Here is a 17,526-nt window from a genome sequence, read left to right on the forward strand (position 1 = left end):
CTTGGCGGCAGAACACGCCGCAGTGTGGACCTACGGCCTGGTCAGCGCGTTCATCGACCAACAGGCCCCGGCCGTGGCAGAAGGCGCGAACGCCCACCGAGCCCGCCGCGACACCACCGAACGAGCCCTGCGCGACGCCGGAGCCCAACCCCGCCCACCGGCCCCGGCCTACCTGCCACCCCAACCGGTGGACAGCGCCGCCTCCGCGACAGCCGCGCTCATAGCCGTGGAAACAGACGCCTGCGCAGCCTGGCGCGGCGTACTGGAAAGAACAGACGACCAGGCCCAACGAAAATCGGCCCTGGACGCCCTGACCCAATCGACAATCCGCGCAACCCGCTGGCGCAAAACAGCAGGAATAACCCCCACAGCAGTCCCACTACCAGGCACCGCCGTGGGCTAAACCAAACCCACCACCAAAACACCCAGAAACCACCTAAACACACACTCCCCCCCGAGTCGTGTTCTCCCCGTATGGCCTGCGCGCAGCGAACCGCGCTTTGCCAGGGTGTGCAAGCACGCCCTTCGCTTGCACACCCTGGCAAAGGGTGGTTGTCTCCCGACCAGGCCATACGGGGAGAACACGACGGCCCTTCCTCCCCCGGCGGCCTGCCCAGCGGCGAGCGCCGCTCTTAAATCCCTAAAAGCCCAAGCCCCCAAAGCCCTCTAAAGCCCCCAAAGCCCAAAGCCCCCTAAACCCCCAAATCCCCCCAGAGCCTTCCCAACACCAAACCTCAATCCCGCTACACCAACTCACCGACCAACCGGAACGCGTCGTTGGACACCTTCTTCATCAACGCGTTGTGCGCCGCCTCATCGGCCCCGTGCTGCACCGTGTCCGACTCGATGATGATCACGTCGCGCTCCTGCTGCCGAGCCGCGAACCCACCGGACCCCAGCGACCGCAACCCGGCCACCTGCACAGCCCCGTCCTTCACCAGGTCGTTGACGTTCCCCGTCCCGTCCCGACTGGTCAGGTCCTTCAACTGGGTGGCATCCGCCAACGTCTTCATCCGCACCACCGACACGGACGTGTACACAGTTCGCCCGTCCGGGGTAGTCGTCGTGAACAACCCACGGGTCAACTGCTGACACGGCGTCGACGTGAGGAACGTCTTCGTCTCCCCATACGCATGGGACGCGCACTGACTGTCCTTCAACGCCTCAGGCACCTGCGGCGACCGCACGAACGTGAACTCCCCCGCGCTCGCGGACGTAGTACCAGGCGGAGACGAAACCGGCGTCTCCTTAGGCATCACGACCAACCAGATCAGCCCGGAAACAACAGCCACCCCGAGCAGCCCGGCCCCTTTCAGCAACCACCCTCGCCGCGAACTCCCAGGCCCACTCCCAGGCCCACCGCCCCGCCCACTCCCAGACCGGCCTCCCGGCCCACCCCCCGGCCGACCTCCCTGCCCACCACCCGGCCCGCTGCCCTGCCACCCACCCGCAGGAGTCCCAGGCCCGGTTTCCAGCAACGAGTCGAGCTGCCCCATGTCCGACCGCCCGAACCGCGCGGTATCCGCAGGCCCAGGCGCAGCAAACCCACCCCCGGCGCAGCGAACCCGCCCCCGGGCGCGGCAAACCCACTCCCAGGCGTAGCAGACCCACCCCCGGGCGCAGCAAACCCACTCCCAGGCGTAGCAGCACCCGCGGGACCACCCGGAACCCCTCCAGGCACCCCCGGCACACCACCCGGGAACCCGCCCGCGGAACCACCTCCGCCGGCACTTCCGGGCACGCCGCCGACACCGCCACCAGGCACCGGCCCACCGGCCGACCCACCGGCCGCCCCAACCGGCGGACCCGAGATGCGGGGTAACCGCTGCGTCACCTCTTCAGGTGATTCAGGAGGTACAGACACAAACAGTCACCGTAACGGACGCCGCCTACTGAAGCGCTCCGAGCACAAGATCCACGTCCTCCACCGTGTTGTACAGGTGGAACCCCAACCGCACCCGACCTGCACGAACAGACGACCGCACGCCCGCCCGAGCCAACCTCCCCGCAGCAGCCTCCGACAACTCCAACGACACGATCGCCGACCCCCGCGCCGCCAACCCCAACCCCGTCAACACCGAGTCGGCCAACCCCACGTTGTGGTCGCGCACCGCAGCCAGGTCCAGCGACGCCACGTACGGCACCGCCGCAGCCGCCCCGAACTGCGACAACCACACCGGCGAGATGTCCAGCCGACGCGCGTCCGACGCCAGCCGCAACGGCAGCCCGTACACCGAGGTCCACGGGTTCTCCCCGGCCCACCAGTTGGCGGCCACCGGCACCGCCGACGCCACCCCGCGCGGCGAGCACGCCAACCAGGCGCACCCGCGCGGCGACATCAGCCACTTGTACCCGGCCGCCACCACCCAGTCCGCCCAGTCCAGCGCCAACGGCAGCCACCCCACCGCCTGCGAGGCGTCCAGCAGCACCGGCACCCCGGCGGCGCGCAACCCCGCCAGGTCGACGATCCGCCCGTCCGCCGACTGCACCACGCTCACCGCCACCAGGTCGTACTCGGCCGCGACCGCCGGCACCGATTCCAGCGGCACCTCGGTGACCTCCAACCCGCGCGCCGCGAACGGGAACGTCAACGACGTGAAGTCCCCTTCGGCGACCAGCACCCGTGCCCCGGCCGGCAGCGAGGCGGCCACCATCGCCACCATCTGCCCCACCGAGGCCCCACTGGCCACCCGGTCCGCCGGCACGCCGACCAGCCGCCCGAACGCCTCCCGGGCGACCGCCACGGCGGTGTCGACGGCGTCGGGCCCGTCGGCCCCGGAACCCCAGCGCGCGACAGCGGCGGCCACCTGCGCGGCCACGGGTGCCGGCGGCACCCCGATGCTCGCCGTGTTCAGGTAGCCGAGCGGCGGGTCGAACGTGGAGCCGAAGGCAGTCCGCATGGCTCACATCACTACTCGCCGGCCCGGCCCACGTCCACACCTTTCCCGACGATTCCCAGCCCTCAACCCCCGACAGACGCCCGTTCGTCCGGCGAACCGGCCTTGAGGCGCGCGTAAACCTGCTTGCGAACCCGGGCCACCACGGTTCCGTCCTCGGCCACCACGTCCACCGGGAACCACCGCAGCGCCTTCCCGCCGCCGGCCGCCTGCGCCCGCAGGTCCTCCACGTGCTCGTCCGCGAGGCGGAACTCCGCGTACACCGTCCCGCGCCCCGGTCGCACGAACTCGATCTCGCCCGCCCGGTCCCACACGACGTGCTCGCGGCCCAGGTGCCGCAGGACCATCAACATCCAGAACGGGTCGGTCATCGCGAACAGCGAGCCGCCGAAGTGCGTGCCGACGTAGTTCCGGTTGAACCACCGCAGGCGCATCCGCACCTTCGCGTACCGGTAGTCGTCGGACAACTCCACGACCCGGATGCCGGCGAACAGGAACGGCGGCCACAGGTTCATGCCCCGCCGCAGACGAGAAGCCTTCATACCAGGCATGTTACCCGTGAGTAACCCGCATTCCGCCCCACCTCAGCGCAGCGACAGGATGTTGCCCGTCACACGCCCGCCCGCCTCCGAGCACAGGAACGCCACCACCGACGCCACCTCTTCGGGCAACGCCACCGGGAACTCCGCCCGGACGGCCTCCGACACCCACCCCGTGTCCGTGACCCCCGGTTTGACCACGTTCGCGGTAACCCCGTGCGCCCACAGTTCCGCCGCCGCCGACAACGTGTAGCTGTTCAACGCCGCTTTGGCCGCCCCGTAGGAAACCTCTCCGGGAAATCCCTCGGGCGAGCCCGACGTCATCGCGACGATCCGCCCCCAGTTGCCGCCGCGCGCCAGGTGCCGCCGCGCGAACTCCGCGATCAGCAACGCACCCGCCCGCGCGTCCACCGCGAACTGCGCGTCGAACGTCTGCGGCACCACCGCCCGCTGGACCCGTCCGAACTGGTCGGTCTCGTTGGCCAGGAACGTGTCCTGCACCCACCCCGACGCGTTGTTGACCAGCACGTCGACCGGCCCGAACAACCGCTGCGCGGTGTCGAACAGCAGCGCCGGCGCGTTCACGTCGGTCAGGTCGACCTCCACGGCGTGCGCCCGGCCGCCGGCCTCCGCGATGGCCTCGACCACCGAGTCCGCGCCCGTCTCCCGGGCGCTGAAGTACTCGGCGGGCAGGCTCGGGTCCGGCGTCGGCGCGTAACGCAGGAACGTGATCAGCACGGAGACGCCCTGGGCGGCCAGTGCCCGCGCGGTCGCCGCGCCGATCCCCTGGTTCGCCCCGGTCACGATGGCGGTGTGTGGCACAGCCCGGATCCTCCCTGATCACCGCACGCGCCGGCACGTCGTTTTCGAGCCCGGACAACCCACCCGAACCCGCCTAGAATCGCCGGCCATGCGCAGCGAAGAAGTCGAGATCCGCACCGGCACCGACGAGGTGGTCCACGACCTGACCCGCACCTGCGAGCAGTTCCTCAGCGGCGTCGACGGCGACGGCCTGCTGCACGTGTGGGTGCCCCACGCCACCGCCGGCCTGGCCGTGCTGGAGACCGGCGCGGGCAGCGACGACGACCTGCTGGCCGCGCTGGAGCACCTGCTGCCCCGCGACGACCGCTGGCGGCACCGGCACGGGACGCCGGGCCACGGCCGTGACCACGTGCTGCCCGCGCTGATGCCGCCGTTCGCGACGATCCCGGTGCTAGGAGGCGTGCTGGCGCTGGGCACCTGGCAGTCGATCTGCCTGGTCGACACCAACGTCGACAACCCCGTCCGCAAGGTCCGCCTGAGCTTCCTCTCCTCCTGACGCCCCCGCCTTCCCGGACCTGCCCGGCAGCACCACCCCGATCAACCCGACCACCGCCATCCCGACGAACACCCACACCTGCGCCGCGTCCAAGGCCCCGCCCTGCAACAGCGCGCGCAACCCCTCCGTCGAGAACCGGAACGGCGTCCAGGACCACAACAGCGCCCGGTAGACCGGATCCAGCAACTCGGGCACCTGCCCCGCCACCGCCGGAGCCATCAGGTACAGCGGCCCCAGCACGGCCATCGCCCGCAACCCCAGCACCCGCAACAACGCCGCCTGCACCAGGACGAACGCCGCCGCCACCAGCCCGAGGTAGCCCAGCACGCCCCAACCCGACGGCAGGCCCGAGTCCCACAGCGCGAACAACCCGGCGACCACGCCCACCCCGAGCACCACCGCACCGGCCGCCCCCAGCAGTCGCGGCCACACCCCGGCCCGGCGCACGAGCCGGGTGAACGCCGCCCCCGCCACCAGCCCGGCCACCCACAGCAACGCGCTCGCGGCCAGCGGCGCCGTCCGCCCGGCCGCCGACGCCGGGTTGAGCGTGACCACCTCCGCCGGCAGCCCCGCGCCCTGCGCCACCCCCGCCAGCACCTGCTGCGCCACCTGCGTGCCGGACGGGTTCACCGCACCGGACAGCACGATCGACGCCGCGCCGGGCGCGAGTTCGAGCACGCCGTAGACGTCCTGCGCGGCCAACAGCTCCCGCGCCGCCTCCGGTGTGGCGACCCGCCACACCACCTCCGCCGACGACGTCCCGGCCAGCTTGTCGGCCACCGCGCGCAACGGTGGCGGTGCGTCCGGCCCGACCGCGACCGCGAGCGGCACCTCCCGGGGGTGGACCGTCGCCTGCACCCCGAACGTGAGCAGCCCCAGAACCAGCGCGACCAGCGCACCGACGACGGCGGCGGCCACCGCGACGGCGGCGGGCCGGTCCTGCGGTGTGGCCATGGTTGCCTCCAGACACTTTTTCATCACCAGTTGAATTGCGAGACTACGATCCGACCCGCCACAAGTCAACGCGTGCTGAATTTCTCGCCGGCCCTCTCGCCGCCGAACCGGCGCGGTACGGTTTGGCCGTGACGCACCCAGGTGACGGGCAGAGCGGCTGGGGTGGCCAGCCCGGACAGGGCGACTGGGGTCAGCAGCACCCGGCCAACCCCCAGCAGTACGGTCAGCCCCAACAAGGCCAACCCCAACAAGGCCAACCGCAGTACGGGCAGCCCCAGTACGGCCAACCGCCGTACCACCAACCCCAGTACGGGCAGCCCGAACACGGCCAGTACGGGCAGCAGAACTACGGCGGCGGCTACGGCGGCCTGGGCGTGTTCTCCGGCGGCGAGGGCCCGCCCCCGAAGAAGAGCAACGCCACCGTGTGGATCGTCGTCGGCGTGGTCGTGCTGCTGCTGGTCGGCGGTGGGCTCACCGCGTTCCTGCTCACCCGCGACGACGGCTCGCAGACCGCGTCGACCACCTCCGCGCCGGTCCCGACGACCACCGCGCAAAAGCCGTCCACGACCACCACGTCCAAGGCCGGCACCGAGAACAAGACCTGCAAGGCGGGCAAGGCCGACTGGAACTGCCTGGTGGTGGACAGCCTGTCCTACAGCTACGACGTGCCCAAGGCGTGGGCCCCGAGCACCACCTCGGCACCCGTCAACGGCATGAAGGACGTCAAGCTCACCGGCATCGCCGTCTACGGCAACTACGACTGCGGCGGCGCGCGCTACAACCGGGGCAGCACCGGCGGCGTGGTCGTGCCGCAGGGCGACCCGACCGCCGTGGCCAAGGACTTCGCCCAGAAGCTCGGCACCCAGTACTACAGCTCGGGCAAGTCGATCGACGTCAAGCTCGGCGAGCCCAAGCCGGTGAAGGTCCCCGGCGCCAAGGGCGAGAGCGAGGGCGTGCAGGTCGACGCCACCATCACCACCACCGGCAGCGACTGCCTGGCCACCAAGGGCATGGTGAAGGTGTTGGTGTTCAAGGGTTCCACCGGCCTGCACGTGTTCATGGCCAACGCCGACCTGGAAGGCGGCCCGGCCGAGCCGAAGGCACCGACCGAGGCCGACCTGCAGACCTCGGTCGACTCCGTGAAGCAGCTGGCGGGCTGACCGGGTGGGCTACACCGGACTCGGCGTCTACCAGCAGCAGCCGAAACCGCCGAACCGCCGCCCGCTGTGGATCGCGCTCGCCGTGGCCGGCGTGCTCGCGGTCGTCGGCGGCGGGACGGCCGCCGTGCTGCTCACCGGCGGCGAAGCCGCACCCGCGCCCACCACCGCCACGACCACCACCGCGAAGGCCGACTGGCCCGTGGTCGAGGACACCCAGGCCGGCCTGCGCTACGAGGTGCCGCCGTCCTGGGAGGCGAGCGCGGGCGGTGCGGTCGGCGGGGTCCGGCTGACCAAGGCCCTCGTGTCGCGGCCGTTCGACTGCCAGGGCCGCAACATGATCCAGGCGATGGTGGCGTCCGGTTCCGCGACCGGCGAGGTGCCCGACGTCGCCGAGGCGGCGGTGGTCGAACTCGCCCGCTCCAGCTACACCGTGGACGGCAGGAAACCCAAGCTCGGTCAGCCCGAGGTGCGCGGCGTCGGCGAGCACACCGAGGCCGCCGTCGAGGTGACGCCCAGCGCGGTGAACCCGTGCTTCGCGCCCAAGGCGACGGTCCGGGCGTACGCCATCGCCAACGGGTCGAAGGTGGCCGTGCTGGTGCTCAACGTCGCGGAGGGCGGCCCGCACGTCGCGGAAGGCCCCGGCGAGGACGACGTGAAACGGATCATGGAGAGCGTGCGACTGCTGTGAACACCTTGGTGCTGTGGGACATCGACCTCACCCTGATCGACGCGCGGGGCCTGGGCCACGCCTGGTACCGCACCGCGCTGCACGCCGTGGCCGGGCTGGACCTCGTGCACGTGCCCAGCTTCCCGGGCCGGACCGAGCGCGCGATCACCCGGGAACTGCTGCTGTCGCACGACCTGGAGCCGACCGAGGAGCTGATCTCCCGGCTGCACGCCGAGCTGATCGACGTGGCGACGCGGGAGCACACCGGGCTGCCCGCGCACGGTCGCGCGCTGCCCGGTGCCGCTGCGGCGCTGGAAGCCTTGGCACGGCAGGAGGACGTGGTGCAGTCGCTGGTCACCGGCAACCTGGTGGAGATCGCCCGGTTCAAGCTCGCCGCGTTCGACCTGGACCGGCACGTCGACTTCGAGATCGGCGGCTACGGCACGGTCTCCGAGCACCGGCCGGAACTCGTGCTGGAAGCCATGCGGCTCGCGTCGGCCAAGCACGGCAAGGACTTCTCCGCCGTCGTCATCGGCGACACCCCGCACGACGTGGACGCCGCGCTGCACCACGACGCGTTCGCGATCGGCGTGGCCACCGGGCGCAGCACCGCTGCGGACCTCCTCGACGCCGGGGCGCACGTCGTGCTGGAGGACCTGTCCGACACCCCGGCCGTCCTCAAGGCGGTCCTGGACCGCTGAGCACGACCGGTTCCCCGGAACCCGCTCGCCGCGAACCCGTGCCCCACAACGAAAGCGGGGCCCCGACCCAGGTCGGAGCCCCGCCCGCACGACCGCTCAGCCGCGCACGACGTCCAGCAGGTGCCGCACCGCGTCGGCCACCGCGACCTCGACCCGCTCACCCGAACGCCGGTCCTTGACCTCGACCAGACCGTTCGCCAGCCCGCGCCCCACCACCAGGATGGTCGGCACGCCGACCAGCTCGGCGTCGGCGAACTTCACGCCGGGGCTCGCCTTGCGGTCGTCGAGCAGCACGCTCAGCCCGGCCGCCGACAGCTCGCCGGCCAGCTGCTCGCCGCCGGCCAGCAGCGCCTCGTCCTTGCCCGCCACGACCACGTGCACGTCCGCGGGGGCGACGTTGCGGGGCCAGATCAGGCCGCGGTCGTCGTGGCTCTGCTCGGCGATCACCGCCACCAGGCGGGACACGCCGACGCCGTAGGACCCCATGGTGATCCGGATCGGCTTGCTGTCCGGGCCCAGCGCGTCCAGCGAGAACGCGTCCGCGTACTTGCGGCCCAGCTGGAAGATGTGGCCGATCTCGATGCCGCGCGCGGCGACCAGCACGCCGTGGCCGTCCGGCGACGGGTCGCCCTCGCGCACCTCGGCCACGTCGATCGTGCCGTCGGGCGTGAAGTCGCGGCCCTGCACCAGGTCCACCACGTGGTGGTCGGCCTTGTCCGCGCCCGTCACCCACGCCGTGCCGCGCACCACGCGCGGGTCGACCAGGTAGCGCACGCCGTTGGCCTGCAGCGCGGCCGGGCCGATGTACCCCTTGACCAGGAACCCGTTCTTGGCGAAATCGGACTCCTCCAGCATCGCCACCTCGGCGGGCTCGACGGCCGCCTCCAGGCGCTTGAAGTCCACTTCGCGGTCGCCGGGCAGGCCGATCGCCAGCAGCTCCGGGGCCTTGCCCGGCGTGATCAGCTTGACCAGGACGTTCTTCAGCGTGTCCGCCGCCGTGAAGCTCCGGCCCAGGTCCGCGCCGTTGAGGAACGCGACCAGGGAGTCGATGGTCGGCGTGTCGGGCGTGTGGTGGACCTGCGCCGCGGGCTTGTCGTCCACCGACTGCTCGGCGGGCGCGGGCGTGACCACCGCCTCGACGTTGGCCGCGTAGCCCGATTCCGTGCTGCGCACGAAGGTGTCCTCGCCGGTGGGCGCGACCGCGAGGAACTCCTCGGACGCCGACCCGCCCATCGCGCCGGACGTGGCCGACACGATCACGTACTCCAGGCCCAGCCGGTCGAAGATCCGGATGTAGGCGTCGCGGTGGCGCTGGTAGGACTCCGCCAGGCCCTCGTCGCCCAGGTCGAAGGAGTACGAGTCCTTCATGACGAACTCGCGGCCGCGCAGGATGCCCGCGCGGGGACGCGCCTCGTCGCGGTACTTGGTCTGGATCTGGTAGAGCGTGACCGGGTAGTCCTTGTAGGACGAGTACTCGCCCTTCACGGTGAGCGCGAACAGCTCCTCGTGGGTGGGGCCGAGCAGGTAGTCCGCGCCCTTGCGGTCCTTGAGGCGGAAGATGTTGGGGCCGTACTCGGTCCACCGGTTCGTGGCCTCGTAGGGCTCCTTCGGCAGCAGCGCGGGGAACTGGATCTCCTGCGCGCCGAAGGCGTCCATCTCCTCGCGCACGATCCGCTCGATGTTGCGCAGCACCCGCAGGCCCAGCGGCAGCCACGAGTACCCGCCCGGCGCGACGCGGCGGACGTAGCCGGCGCGGACCAACAGCTTGTGGCTGGGGACTTCGGCGTCGGCCGGATCCTCGCGCAAGGTGCGCAGGAACAGCGACGACATCCTCGTGATCACGGTGGGTGCTCCTCGTGGCGCTGGTAGTGCAAGGAAGGGTAGTGAACGCCTTCCGACCAGTTCAAACGGGTTCCCGCCGGCCCGCCCCGCGCGCACAGCCCGTCACGAGCGGTCTTCCGCCGCCGACCCCCGCGCGGTGCGCCCGCCGCGCCGACCCGGACGCCACCCGCGCGCCGACGCCGCCGGCACCGGTCGCAGCCGCGCGCATCGGTGCAGGTCAGCGGCTCACCGACAGCGGATTGTCGGTGGTCGCGGTTACCTTCCCGGACATGACCCTGACCATCGGCATGATCACCATCGACACCCCGGACCCGCACAAGCTCGCGGAGTTCTGGACCAAGGCACTGGGCACCGACGTGCGGCACGACTGGGGCGAGTTCCTCATCATCGGCCCGGCCGTCGAGGGCGGCCTGCAACTCGGCCTGCAACGCGCGGACGACATCGCGCCCGGCAAGAACCGGGTGCACTTCGACACGCACGTGCCCGACCGCGCGGCGGAGGTGGCCAGGCTCGTGGAACTGGGGGCGACCGAGGTCGCCGAGCACACCGTGCCCGGCCTGACCTGGACCGTGCTGGCCGATCCCGACGGCAACCAGTTCTGCGTGGGCCAGCCCGGCTGAGCCCGCCCCGCCGACAACCCGACCCGATCCGGGCGGCGGGGCACGGCCTAGGCTCCCGGTCCGTGCTGGTACTGCTGCCCCCGTCGGAGACCAAGGCGACCGGCGGCACGGGTGCGCCGCTGGACCTCGACCTCCTCGCGCGCCCCGAACTCAACCCGGTCCGCGCGAAGCTGGTGGACGCCCTGGTCGACCTGGCCGCCGACGTGCCCGCGAGCCTGGCCGTGCTGGGCCTGTCCGAGCGCCAGCGGGCCGAGGTCGAGCGCAACGCCGACCTGCGCACCGCGCCGACCATGCCGGCGTTGCGGCGCTACACCGGCGTGCTCTACGACAACCTCGACCTCGAAACGCTGACCAAGGCCGAACGCGGCCGCGCCGAGGGCCGGCTCGCGGTCGCGTCCGCCCTGTTCGGGATCGTGCACGGCGGCGACCCGATCCCCGCCTACCGCCTGTCCGGCGGCAGCGTGCTGCCCGCGACCGGGCCGCTGGGCGCGCTGTGGCGGCCGGTGCTCACCCCCGCGCTGGCCGACACCCCGGTCATCGACCTGCGGTCGGCCCCCTACAGCTCGCTGGCGAAGATCCCGCACGCCATCACCGTCCGGGTGGTCACCGAGGACCCGGCCGGGCGGCGGCAGGCGGTCAGCCACTTCAACAAGGCGCACAAGGGCCTGCTCGCGCGGGCGATCGTGAAGTCCCGCGCCGAGGCCGGGTCGGTCCGCGCCCTGGTCAGGATCGCCGCCGCCGCCGGGCTCCGGCTGGAGCCCACCGGCGATGCGGCGCTCGACCTGATCGTCTGACCGGTCCACCCGCTCAGACCGAGCGGACCGCGAGCCGCGCCGCGGGGTGCGGCCGTTCCGGCGCGCCCTGCTCGGCCGGGGCGGACAGCTCGGTCGAGACCCGGGCCAGGTCGCGGTCGTCGACGTCGTGGCTGCCGGCGAGCCGGGAGCCGAAGCCCGCGTTGCGGTGGTGGTTGCGCTCCAGTCCGTAGACGACGAGTGCCAGGACGGTGATCACGAACAGCAGTGCGGTCATGGCACTAACTATGCGACCGGCAATAACCAGCCACAATTGGCAGTCTTGCCGTTGTCCGTCAAGATCCTGCCAGCTATCCTCGGACCATGCTCACCTCCGTGGCCGTGCCGGTGATCGAGGGCCTGGCACCGTTCGAGTTCGGCGTGATCTGCGAGGTCTTCGGCATCGACCGGACCGAGGAGGGCGTGCCGCTGGTCGACTTCAGGGTCTGCGGCGAGCACCCCGGCCGGCCGGTCCGCACGAACGTCGGCGCGTCCGTCGTGCCCGACCACGGCTTCGACGCGCTCGCCGGGGCCGACCTGGTGGCCGTCCCGGCGTTCGCGATCCGGGACGAGTACCCGCCCGCCCTGCTCGACGCGATCCGCCGGGCCTCGACCGTGCTGTCGGTGTGCAGCGGGTCGTTCGCGCTCGGCGCGGCCGGCCTGCTCGACAACCGGCGCTGCACCACGCACTGGCGGCACGCCGACGAACTCGCCGCGCGCTTCCCGCTCGCCCAGGTCGACCCGGACGTGCTGTTCGTGGACGAGGGCGACCTGATCACCAGTGCCGGCACGGCGGCCGGCATCGACGCGTGCCTGCACCTGGTCCGCCGCGAAGTCGGCTCGGCCGCCGCGACCACGATCGCCCGCCGCATGGTGGTCGCCCCGCAGCGGGACGGCGGGCAGCGCCAGTTCGTCCAGCCGACCACCGTGCGCGCGGAGAGCCTCCAGCCGACGCTGGCCTGGATGATGGACGCGCTGGAGACCGAGCACACCGTGGCCGGGCTCGCCGAGCACGCGCGGATGTCCGAACGCACCTTCGCCCGCCGGTTCGCCGCCGAGACCGGCACCACCCCGCACCGCTGGCTGACCACCCAACGGGTGCTGCGGGCGCGGCAACTGCTGGAGGAGACGCAACTCAGCGTGGAGTCCATCGCCCACCGATGCGGATTCGGCACAGCGGCGTTGCTGCGACACCACTTCAATGCAGTAGTCGGCTTGTCCCCCAAGGACTACCGGCGATCGTTCGCGCACCGCCGGCCACCGGGAAGCCGCCAAAAGCGTGACTCACCGCAGTTGTTTGTCACCTCGCGTGACGGTGCTGCCACAATGACCGAGTGAGTCCCGACACACCCGCCGAGTCCGCCGCCGAAGACGACGCGGCGGACGCACCCGACAACCACGCGGTCACCTCGAAAACCCTCCGCGACCTGACCGAGGACCTCGACACGGGTGAGCTGGACGCGCCGGAGACCTTGAAGCAGGTGTGGGCCGGCCTGTGCGTCGCGCGGCTGCTGGGCCTGCGCCTGGCGGCGGCCGGGTTGTCCCGCCTGCAGGGCAACGCCGAGTCCGTGGAGCACCAGCTGGCCGGCGACCTGGCCACCACCGCGACGTTCGCGCACGAGCGGCTGGCCCTGCCCTCGCCGGCGGCCCCCGTGCCGCTGGCCGCCGACCAGGTCGACGACGCCTTGGAGGCGCTGGTCGAGTTCAGCGCCACCGCGCGCCGCCGGATGCTCGCCACCGCCCGCCTGGCCACCCAGTGGCACGACGAGCGGGTGCTGCGGCACGACTCGCTGGTGATGGGCGAACTCGCCGCCGCGTGGCTGGGACACCGCACCAGCTACCGGTTCGACCGCCGCACGGAAGCCCCCTGACCAGGCAAAACCCGACCGCGGAAATTCGGTTGCGCACGAGCGGCGGGACCGGGCATGCTGGTCCGCGTTCGCGTTGAAGCGCCGGATGTGCGGCGGAGATGGAGGAGGTGCCCCCGATGACTACAGCTGTCCGGGACGTGGCACCGACCCGTCCGCTCGCCCCGACTGCCTAGCGCGCCGACCACACGCGCCGGTGGGGCGATCCTCCTTCTTCTCCTTGGAGCCCACCCAGTGCGCAAGCACGAGCGTTTTCTCGACCGTGACGACGAGTTCGACACCTCTTTCGACCACGCCGACGACCTGACCTGGCGCGCCAAGCGCCGGGGGACCCGCGACGACGACGAGCCCGCGCCCAACCGGCGCGGCCGGCTCACCGAGGACGCCCGCGACCGGCTCGCCCAGTCGCGGGAGGACGCGGAGGACGCGGAGATCACCGCCGTGCCCGACGGCGGCGACCGGTGGTCCACCTGGGACGCCGCCGAGCACGGCCCGAAGCCGTGGCCCGGGTGGCTGGTCACCGACCTGTCCGCGGTGGACCGCGAACTCGGCATCGTGAAGACCGGCAAGGAGGCCGACGTCTTCCTGCTGGAACGCGCGCTGCCCGGCGGCGACCGGTCCTGCCTGCTCGCGGCCAAGCGGTACCGCAGCAACGACCACCGGATGTTCCACCGCGACGCCGGCTACCTCGAAGGCCGCCGGATGCGGCGGTCCCGCGAGCAGCGGGCCATCGAGAACCGGACGTCGTTCGGGCGCAACCTGATCGCCGAGCAGTGGGCGGTGGCGGAGTTCGCCGCGCTGTCCACGCTGTGGCAGCTGGGCGCGCCCGTGCCCTACCCGGTGTCCCGGGCCGGCACCGAACTGCTGCTGGAGTTCGTCGGCGCGGACGGCGCCGCCGCACCCCGGCTGGCGCAGCTGCGACCGGAACCGGACGAGCTGCTCGACCTGTGGCGGCAGCTGGTGGACGCGTTGAGCCTGCTCGCCTCGGCGGGTCTGGCGCACGGCGACTTGTCGGCGTTCAACCTGATGGTGCACGACGGGCGGCTGGTCGTGATCGACCTGCCGCAGGTGGTGGACGTGGTGGCCAACCCGCGCGGCGCGGAGTTCCTGGAACGGGACGTCCGCAACATCTCGGGCTGGTTCACCTCGCGCGGCCTCGCGCCGGAGCTGGCCGAGCCGGCGGACCTCGTCGAGATGCTGCTCGACGTCGCCGGGCTGACCCGCTGACCGCCCACCGCCGGACGAACCACGACCGCCGCGCGCCGACACCTCCGGCGCGCGGCGGTCCCGGCGCGGCCACCGACCGGCTGGCGGCGGCTCAGCGCGCCGCGAACAACGGCCAGACCACGTCGAACACGGTCTCCGCCGGGCGCGGCCGGTCGGTCGCCAGCCAGTGGTAGACCAGCGGGCCGAACAGCAGGTCGCGCACGAGTTCCGGGTCCACGTCCGGGCGCAGTTCGCCGCGCGCCACCCCGCGCCGCACCACCGCTTCGACCAGCGCGTGCCGCCCGGCGAGGAACCCATCCAGCAGGCCGGGCACCCGGCGGGCCTCGGCGTGCACCGCCAACAACACCCACGACAGGCCGTCGACCAGCGCGTTCGCCAGGATCCGGAGGTCTTCGCGGGCGCTGCCGGTGTCCGGGTCGGACATCGGCACCCCGTCCGCGACGACGTGCGCGACCAGGTGCAGCTTGGTCGGCCACCGCCGGTACAGCGCGGGCCTGCTCACCCCCGCCCGCGCGGCCACCGCGTCCAGCGTCAGGCCGTCGAAGCCGACTTCCTCCAGGAGGGTGCCGGTGGCGGCGGTGAGCGCGCGGTCGATCTCGGCGTTCCGAGGACGTCCAGACATGCGTTACATCATGTAACGTAAGTGCCATGGTCAGCAAGAAGGTCACCTGGGGGCTGCTCGCCGCGTGGGTCGTGCACGACCTCGAAGAACTCGCCACGATGCCGGGCTGGACCCGCCGGAACCGGGTGCCGACCACCACACCCGCCCAGTCCGCGATCGCGATCGGCGTCGTCGGCGCGGTGATCGCCGCGGCGTGCGCCAGGGGTGCCTGGACCGGCGGTCGATCACCGTTCTTCCAGGCCGTGCTCATCGGGTTCGGGCTGCACTCGATCACCCACGTCGGGGCGAGTGCCGTTTTTCGCGGCTACACCCCGGGTGTGATCACCGCACCCACCGTCGTAGCCCCTTTTTCACTCTGGGCGGTGCACCGGCCGCGCCGCGCGGGAATCCGGCCGAACCTGCCCCGAACTGCGCTTATCTGGTTCCCGATCACGGTCGGCGCGGCCCACGGCATCGCCCACCTGGCCACCCGTGTGCGCGATTTCACCGGCGGGATGCGCGAGCCGGTCCGTTGATCGGCTAGACTGAGTGGTGCATCGCCCGGAGGCGCAACAACCGTTCGCGGCCCCAGACCCGGCAGGGCGGCGGTGCTCCCAACCACTATCGGCGCAAGCAGCGCCGGGCCCGTCCTTGCGATTAGCGCCTGCGCCAAAGGCAGAAGCGATCCCCGAGACGTGCCTTGTCCCGGAGGTTTCTTTTGCCACCCATGTCCCAAGGCCGATCCGAGCGCCCGCAGTTCCGCAAGCCGCGCAGCAGGCGCCCCGCCGGCCAGGGCAGCCGCCGTCCCCAGCAGGTGCTGGAGACGACCGTTCCGGACCACGTCGAGAGCACGCTGCCCGAGGGCCCGCTGCCCTCGTTCGCCGAGCTGGGCCTGGCCGACGAGCTGCTGCGGGCGCTCACCCAGGCGGGCATCACCGACCCGTTCCCGATCCAGGCCGCGACGCTGCCCGACGCGCTCGCCGGCCGCGACGTGCTCGGCCGAGGCCAGACCGGCTCCGGCAAGACCCTCGCGTTCGGGCTGGCGCTGCTGTCCCGCCTCGCGGGCGGCCGGGCCAAGCCGCTCAAGCCGCGCGCGCTGGTGCTCGTGCCGACGCGTGAACTCGCGATGCAGGTCGAAGAGGCGCTGTCGCCGTTCGCCCGCTCGCTGGGCCTGTGGTGCCGCACGGTCGTCGGCGGCACGTCGTTCCCCCGGCAGATCGACGCGCTCAAGCGCGGTGTCGACCTGCTCATCGCCACGCCCGGTCGGCTCTCCGACCACGTGCGGCAGGGCACGGCCGACCTGTCCGAGGTCATGTTCAGCGCGCTGGACGAGGCCGACCAGATGGCCGACATGGGCTTCATGCCGCAGGTCCGCGCCATCCTCGACCTGACCCCGCAGGACGGGCAGCGGCTGCTGTTCTCGGCCACGCTCGACGGCGACGTCGACAAGCTGGTCCGGCAGTACCTGCACGACCCGGTGGTCCACTCCGTCGCGCCGCCCACCGGCAGCGTGACCACGATGGAGCACCACCTGCTGTTCGTGTCCGCGGAGGACAAGCAGTCCGTGGTGACCGAGGTCGCCGCGCGCGAGGGGCGCACGATCATGTTCGTGCGCACCAAGCACCACGTGGACCGGCTGACCAAGAAGCTGCGGTCGATGGGCGTCCACGCGGGCGCGCTGCACGGGGGCAAGGCGCAGAGCGCCCGCACCCGCGTGCTCGGCCAGTTCCGCGAGGGCAGCATGCCCGTGCTGATCGCCACGGACGTCGCCGCGCGCGGCATCCACGTGGACGACGTCAGCCTGGTCGTGCACGTCGACCCGCCGGCCGACCCGAAGGACTACCTGCACCGGGCCGGGCGCACCGCGCGGGCCGGGCAGTCCGGCACGGTGGTCACGCTGGTCACCCACGACCAGCGGCGCGCCGTGCAGGGCCTGACGGCTCGGGCGGGCATCCGCCCGGAGTCCACCAAGGTCCGCCCCGGTGACGAGGACCTGATCCGCATCACCGGTGCCCGCACGCCCAGCGGCATCCCGGTCACCGAGCCGGAGGTCCCGGTGCGCGCGGCCCGTCGTGGCGGCGGCCCCCGCCGCACCGGCGGCGGCCAGTTCCGCGGCGGCCGGTCGGACCGTTCCGACCGCTCGGACCACGGCCGTGACCGCGAGCGCGGTGGCCGGCCGCGCCGCGTGGCGCAGCACTGACCGCGTCGCACGACACCTGAACACCGAGCCGCCCGCTCCCCGCACTCCGGGGGCGGGCGGCTCGCTTTCACGGCTCTGACCAGCGAAAATGCTCGGCCGACCGGGTCGGCCCGTGGCCTCCGGCCCCCGTCTCCATGATCG

The 17,526-nt window shown here is 72.2% G+C and carries 20 protein-coding genes; 12 read left to right on the plus strand and 8 right to left on the minus strand.

What is annotated here, in order from left to right:
* The first annotated feature begins 22 nt into the window (after nt 1–22).
* On the plus strand, nt 23–403 hold the full coding sequence (locus AC0HI0_RS26525) for a ferritin-like domain-containing protein (RefSeq protein ID WP_480934396.1): 381 nt from the start codon (nt 23–25) through the stop codon (nt 401–403).
* 340 nt (nt 404–743) lie between these two features.
* Here the strand turns inward: AC0HI0_RS26525 and AC0HI0_RS26530 are convergent, their stop codons facing one another.
* The 4 genes from AC0HI0_RS26530 to AC0HI0_RS26545 form a co-directional block, all read right to left on the minus strand.
* A complete protein-coding gene (locus tag AC0HI0_RS26530) occupies nt 744–1,040 on the minus strand; it encodes a hypothetical protein (protein ID WP_480926216.1) in 297 nt (98 codons plus the stop codon).
* An 849-nt stretch (nt 1,041–1,889) separates the two neighbouring features.
* Nucleotides 1,890–2,900 (minus strand): aminotransferase class V-fold PLP-dependent enzyme, encoded by a 1,011-nt coding sequence (locus AC0HI0_RS26535; RefSeq protein WP_480926217.1) that lies wholly within the window; start codon nt 2,898–2,900, stop codon nt 1,890–1,892.
* A gap of 62 nt (nt 2,901–2,962) precedes the next feature.
* Nucleotides 2,963–3,439, minus strand: a complete 477-nt coding sequence (locus tag AC0HI0_RS26540) for a DUF4442 domain-containing protein (RefSeq protein ID WP_480926218.1) — start codon at nt 3,437–3,439, stop codon at nt 2,963–2,965.
* Nucleotides 3,440–3,481: 42 nt separating this feature from the next.
* Entirely contained in the window at nt 3,482–4,258 is a 777-nt protein-coding gene (locus tag AC0HI0_RS26545; RefSeq protein ID WP_480926219.1) for an SDR family NAD(P)-dependent oxidoreductase, read from the minus strand.
* An 88-nt stretch (nt 4,259–4,346) separates the two neighbouring features.
* On the opposite strand from AC0HI0_RS26545, the gene AC0HI0_RS26550 reads away from it, so the two are divergent.
* Nucleotides 4,347–4,754, plus strand: coding sequence for a YjbQ family protein (locus tag AC0HI0_RS26550; protein WP_480926220.1), 408 nt, complete (start codon nt 4,347–4,349; stop codon nt 4,752–4,754).
* Here the strand turns inward: AC0HI0_RS26550 and AC0HI0_RS26555 are convergent.
* Nucleotides 4,650–5,708: a YhgE/Pip domain-containing protein gene (locus AC0HI0_RS26555; RefSeq protein WP_480926221.1), complete on the minus strand. Its 1,059-nt coding sequence runs from the start codon at nt 5,706–5,708 to the stop codon at nt 4,650–4,652. The genes AC0HI0_RS26550 and AC0HI0_RS26555 overlap by 105 nt on opposite strands.
* A 128-nt stretch (nt 5,709–5,836) precedes the next feature.
* On the opposite strand from AC0HI0_RS26555, the gene AC0HI0_RS26560 reads away from it, so the two are divergent.
* Genes AC0HI0_RS26560 through AC0HI0_RS26570 form a run of 3 tightly spaced genes read left to right on the plus strand, consistent with a single transcriptional unit; the run spans nt 5,837 to nt 8,236 of the window.
* The gene (locus tag AC0HI0_RS26560; protein WP_480926222.1) at nt 5,837–6,868 is read left to right on the plus strand and encodes a DUF8017 domain-containing protein; all 1,032 of its coding nucleotides are present in this window, start codon (nt 5,837–5,839) and stop codon (nt 6,866–6,868) included.
* Nucleotides 6,869–6,872: 4 nt separating this feature from the next.
* A complete protein-coding gene (locus tag AC0HI0_RS26565; RefSeq protein ID WP_480926223.1) occupies nt 6,873–7,556 on the plus strand; it encodes a DUF8017 domain-containing protein in 684 nt (227 codons plus the stop codon).
* Nucleotides 7,553–8,236 (plus strand): HAD family hydrolase, encoded by a 684-nt coding sequence (locus AC0HI0_RS26570; RefSeq protein ID WP_480926224.1) that lies wholly within the window; start codon nt 7,553–7,555, stop codon nt 8,234–8,236. The genes AC0HI0_RS26565 and AC0HI0_RS26570 overlap by 4 nt, the downstream gene beginning before the upstream one ends.
* Nucleotides 8,237–8,332: 96 nt before the next feature.
* Here the strand turns inward: AC0HI0_RS26570 and AC0HI0_RS26575 are convergent, their stop codons facing one another.
* Nucleotides 8,333–10,078: a proline--tRNA ligase gene (locus AC0HI0_RS26575; protein WP_480926225.1), complete on the minus strand. Its 1,746-nt coding sequence runs from the start codon at nt 10,076–10,078 to the stop codon at nt 8,333–8,335.
* Between the two features lie 269 nt (nt 10,079–10,347).
* On the opposite strand from AC0HI0_RS26575, the gene AC0HI0_RS26580 reads away from it, so the two are divergent.
* Together AC0HI0_RS26580 and yaaA are read left to right on the plus strand one after the other, a co-directional pair.
* The gene (locus AC0HI0_RS26580; RefSeq protein ID WP_480926226.1) at nt 10,348–10,698 is read left to right on the plus strand and encodes a VOC family protein; all 351 of its coding nucleotides are present in this window, start codon (nt 10,348–10,350) and stop codon (nt 10,696–10,698) included.
* 62 nt (nt 10,699–10,760) lie between these two features.
* Complete coding sequence (gene yaaA, locus AC0HI0_RS26585; protein WP_480926227.1) at nt 10,761–11,492, plus strand: peroxide stress protein YaaA; 732 nt, start codon at nt 10,761–10,763, stop codon at nt 11,490–11,492.
* A gap of 13 nt (nt 11,493–11,505) precedes the next feature.
* Here the strand turns inward: yaaA and AC0HI0_RS26590 are convergent, their stop codons facing one another.
* Entirely contained in the window at nt 11,506–11,727 is a 222-nt protein-coding gene (locus AC0HI0_RS26590) for a hypothetical protein (protein WP_480926228.1), read from the minus strand.
* Between the two features lie 86 nt (nt 11,728–11,813).
* Here AC0HI0_RS26590 and AC0HI0_RS26595 point away from each other — a divergent pair, with 86 nt between their 5' ends.
* The 3 genes from AC0HI0_RS26595 (at nt 11,814) to AC0HI0_RS26605 (ending at nt 14,584) form a co-directional block, all read left to right on the plus strand.
* Complete coding sequence (locus tag AC0HI0_RS26595) at nt 11,814–12,827, plus strand: helix-turn-helix domain-containing protein (RefSeq protein WP_480926229.1); 1,014 nt, start codon at nt 11,814–11,816, stop codon at nt 12,825–12,827.
* The gene (locus tag AC0HI0_RS26600) at nt 12,824–13,360 is read left to right on the plus strand and encodes a hypothetical protein (protein ID WP_480926230.1); all 537 of its coding nucleotides are present in this window, start codon (nt 12,824–12,826) and stop codon (nt 13,358–13,360) included. The genes AC0HI0_RS26595 and AC0HI0_RS26600 overlap by 4 nt, the downstream gene beginning before the upstream one ends.
* 231 nt (nt 13,361–13,591) lie before the next feature.
* The gene (locus tag AC0HI0_RS26605; RefSeq protein ID WP_480926231.1) at nt 13,592–14,584 is read left to right on the plus strand and encodes a serine protein kinase RIO; all 993 of its coding nucleotides are present in this window, start codon (nt 13,592–13,594) and stop codon (nt 14,582–14,584) included.
* 91 nt (nt 14,585–14,675) lie between these two features.
* Here AC0HI0_RS26605 and AC0HI0_RS26610 read toward each other — a convergent pair whose 3' ends face one another.
* Nucleotides 14,676–15,206, minus strand: a complete 531-nt coding sequence (locus tag AC0HI0_RS26610) for a TetR/AcrR family transcriptional regulator (RefSeq protein ID WP_480926232.1) — start codon at nt 15,204–15,206, stop codon at nt 14,676–14,678.
* A 26-nt stretch (nt 15,207–15,232) separates the two neighbouring features.
* Between AC0HI0_RS26610 and AC0HI0_RS26615 the strand changes: the two genes are divergently transcribed.
* Nucleotides 15,233–15,721, plus strand: a complete 489-nt coding sequence (locus AC0HI0_RS26615; protein WP_480926233.1) for an HXXEE domain-containing protein — start codon at nt 15,233–15,235, stop codon at nt 15,719–15,721.
* A 191-nt stretch (nt 15,722–15,912) separates the two neighbouring features.
* The gene (locus tag AC0HI0_RS26620) at nt 15,913–17,385 is read left to right on the plus strand and encodes a DEAD/DEAH box helicase (RefSeq protein ID WP_480926234.1); all 1,473 of its coding nucleotides are present in this window, start codon (nt 15,913–15,915) and stop codon (nt 17,383–17,385) included.
* Nucleotides 17,386–17,526 lie beyond the last annotated feature (141 nt).

This window comes from Saccharothrix sp. NBAS 001 (assembly GCF_056640475.1).